Source organism: Streptomyces sp. SM1, assembly GCF_002910825.1.
Classification (GTDB): domain Bacteria; phylum Actinomycetota; class Actinomycetes; order Streptomycetales; family Streptomycetaceae; genus Streptomyces; species Streptomyces okerensis.
This window is the reverse complement of sequence record NZ_NEUB01000171.1, coordinates 1-2,855: the sequence shown is the minus strand read 5'-3', so window position 1 is coordinate 2,855 and position 2,855 is coordinate 1. Positions and strand designations below refer to the sequence as shown.

Below are 2,855 nucleotides of genomic sequence, written 5' to 3'. Positions count from 1 at the left end.
GCGGCAGCCGCAGGGGCGCCGCGAGCCATCCGGCCACCGCCCGCAGGACACGGAAGGCGGCCCTCTCCCCGTGGGCCAGCCACAGTCCGGTGAGGAGCGCGGCGAGCAGGTGGGCGGCGAGCATCCCGAGCGACGACATGTCGCCGGTGCGTCATGGTGGTCACGGTCGTGTGTGTGGTCGCCACCCATAACCTGGCGATCGGTGTGGTCGTCGGATCGGTCACCGCGATGGTCGTGTTCGCCAAGCGGGTCGCGCACCTCGCCGAGGTCACCGCCGTCACCGACCCCGACGGCGGCACGGTCGTCTACCGGGTCACGGGCGAGCTGTTCTTCGCCTCCTCCAACGATCTGGTCGGACAGTTCGCGTACGGCACCGATCCCGGGAAGGTCGTCATCGACCTGTCGGCCGCTCACATCTGGGACGCCTCGTCCGTGGCCGCGCTGGACGCCATCGAGACCAGGTACGCCCAGCGCGGCAAGAGCGTGGAGATCGTCGGACTGAACGAGCCCAGCGCCCGCATCCACAAGACGCTCAGCGGCGAGCTCACCGGCGGTCACTGACCGGCGGTCCGCCCGCTCCGTGGCGCGGTGAGGCCGTCGAGGGTCTCCAGGAGCGCGGCCTCACGACCGGGGTCGTACGACTCCTCCGACGAGCGGGCCGTACGGCCCCGGTCGACGTACGACCCGCTCGGCGCCGGTGTGGTGCCGAGGACGACGTCGGCGAGGCGGCGGCCCGCCGCCCCGGGGCTCAGGGCGAGCGGGGTGAGGGTCAGCGCCGGCAGGACGCGGCCCATGGCGAACCGGGCGACCGGGCCGGCGTACGGGCGAGACCGGTGCCGGGCACGAAGCCCGCCTTGCAGGCGACGGCGTCGATCCCGGCGGGGAGCGGGCGCGCGTACGCGTGGACGAGGCAGAGGGTGGCCGGCTCGCTGGTCGCGTACGCGGTGCGGCCGGCCGCCGCGGTGCCCGGCCCGGCGAAGGCGCCCGGGCGGGCGAGAACCCCGGGGGATGCCCGGACCGGGCCGGGCACCATGCCCATGTTGTGCCGGACGTCGCCGAAGTGGGTGTCGCTGGTGGTGATGACGATCCTGGCCGGGGCCCGGAAGCGGTCCTGGAGCAGGCGCACGAAGAGGTGGTTGGCCAGTACGTTCACGGCGAAGGTGGACTCGAGCCCCTCGGGCGTCTCGGTGAGGGCGTTCGTGTGCTGGATGCCGGCGTTGCCCACGAACAGCCCACCGTGCTGCCCTGACCGGTCATTTTTCGAGAAGCGGCGACGGCCCGGTCACCTCTACCGTCGAAGGCATGAACTCCATCGACTCCGTGACCCTGGAAGTGGCCGACCCCGAGGCCGCCGCACGCTTCCACGCCGACGCCTTCGCACTGGACCCGGCGCGGGTGCGCGTGCGGGGCTCGGACGCCGGCTCGACCGGCTTCCGCGGCTTCACGCTCTCCCTCGTGGTGTCCCAGCCGGGCAACGTCGACGCGCTCATGGCCGCCGCTCTGGACGCCGGCGCCACCGCGGTCAAGCCGGCCGCGAAGTCGCTGTGGGGCTACGGCGGTGTCGTCCGGTCCCCCGACGGGACGATCTGGCAGCTCGCCACGTCGAAGAAGAAGGACACCGGGCCGGCCACACGGGACATCGACGAGATCGTGCTCCTGCTGGGTGTCGAGGACGTCAAGGCGAGCAAGCAGTTCTACGTCGAGCGGGGCATGACCGTGGGCAAGAGCTTCGGCGGCAAGTACGTCGAGTTCACCACCGCCCCCGACACCGTCAAGCTGTCGCTCTACAAGCGCCGCGGCCTCGCCAAGGTGGCGGGCGTCCCCGCCGACGGCACGGGATCGCACCGGCTCGCGATCACCAGTCCCACCGGCCCGTTCACCGACTCGGACGGCTTCGTCTGGGAGAGCGCCGGCCGGTGATCCGGGTCCCGCTCGGGGTCGCCGTCCGGACAGTCGCGCCATGCGGGGAAGGCGACCCGCGCCGGACCGGCTGCTCCCGCGCCGTGCCCCGGCGCGAGCCCGCCCTCTCGGCCGGACTCGCGCGTCGAGCCGTGTCAGAAGCCGAAGACCTGAGTCCACGTCCAGTCGTTCTGGGTCACACCGACACCGAGGGACTTGAGCGAGCAGTTGAGGATGTTCGCGCGGTGGCCCGGGGAGTTCATCCAGGCGTCCATGACGCTCGCGGCGGAACTCTGGCCCTTGGCTATGTTCTCGGCGCCGGGGCTGGAGTGGCCCTGCGCCTTCGCCCGGTCGACGAAGCTGCTGCCGTTCTGGCCGGTGTGGGAGAAGTAGTTGTTGGCGGACATGTCCTCGCTGTGCAGCTGGGCCGCCCTGGCCAGCCGGTCGTCGAGCGTGACGGGGCCGCAACCGGCCTTGGAACGCTCGGTGTTGGTGAGGCTCAGTACCTGGGCGGCGGGGCCCCCGGCCGGGGGTGCGGCCGGCTCGTCCGACTGCTGCCGCGCCGGCGGTTCCGCGGGGGCCGTGGTGCGTGCGGGGGCGGACTTGGCCTCGGACTTCTCCGGCCGGGGCGTGGCGGACGGCTTCGGCTTCCTGCTCGGCTCACTGGCCGACGGGGAGGCCGAGGGGGAAGGGGACGAGGAGGAGGCCCCGGCGGACGGGGTGGCCGGCGGGGAGGTGGGTGCGGCCGGCTCCGGTGCGCTCTCGGAGGCCGCCCGCACCCGGTCCGCGTCCCCGTCCGGGGTGAGGATGGCTATCCCGGATATCGTGCCGCCCGTGACCAGCAGCGCGGCGGCCACGGCGGCGACGGTCCGGCCGCGCCGCCTGCGCTGACGGCTGCGTGCGCGGAGGTTCGTACGGTGGCCCACCACCGTGCCCGCGTCGTGGCTTCCGGTGGG

Annotated in this window: 4 protein-coding genes and 1 pseudogene; 2 read left to right on the top strand and 3 right to left on the bottom strand. The window is 73.3% G+C overall.

Going from position 1 to position 2,855, the window contains the following annotated elements; all coding sequences use genetic code 11:
* Nucleotides 1-150: 150 nt before the first annotated feature.
* Nucleotides 151-561: pseudogene (locus tag B9S61_RS03865) on the top strand (STAS domain-containing protein); the annotation flags it as partial.
* Here the strand turns inward: B9S61_RS03865 and B9S61_RS41460 are convergent.
* Both B9S61_RS41460 and B9S61_RS03860 read right to left on the bottom strand, forming a co-directional pair.
* Complete coding sequence (locus B9S61_RS41460; protein ID WP_219819886.1) at nt 555-794, bottom strand: hypothetical protein; 240 nt, start codon at nt 792-794, stop codon at nt 555-557. The pseudogene B9S61_RS03865 and the gene B9S61_RS41460 overlap by 7 nt on opposite strands.
* Nucleotides 770-1,225 carry a hypothetical protein gene (locus B9S61_RS03860; protein WP_219819885.1) on the bottom strand — a complete coding sequence of 152 codons (456 nt, stop codon included), beginning with the start codon at nt 1,223-1,225 and terminating at the stop codon, nt 770-772. The genes B9S61_RS41460 and B9S61_RS03860 overlap by 25 nt, the downstream gene beginning before the upstream one ends.
* Before the next feature lie 77 nt (nt 1,226-1,302).
* On the opposite strand from B9S61_RS03860, the gene B9S61_RS03855 reads away from it, so the two are divergent.
* The gene (locus B9S61_RS03855) at nt 1,303-1,920 is read left to right on the top strand and encodes a glyoxalase (RefSeq protein WP_103540920.1); all 618 of its coding nucleotides are present in this window, start codon (nt 1,303-1,305) and stop codon (nt 1,918-1,920) included.
* 134 nt (nt 1,921-2,054) lie between these two features.
* Here B9S61_RS03855 and B9S61_RS03850 read toward each other — a convergent pair.
* Nucleotides 2,055-2,855 (bottom strand): CAP domain-containing protein (locus B9S61_RS03850; protein ID WP_258039533.1); only part of this gene is annotated, 801 nt, incomplete at its 5' end.

Bases quoted from the DNA above. Each gene is read 5' to 3' on its own strand.
- B9S61_RS03855 (WP_103540920.1), top strand. From the start codon at position 1,303: ATGAACTCCATCGACTCCGTGACCCTGGAAGTGGCCGACCCCGAGGCC.
- B9S61_RS41460 (WP_219819886.1), bottom strand. From the start codon at position 794: ATGGGCCGCGTCCTGCCGGCGCTGACCCTCACCCCGCTCGCCCTGAGC.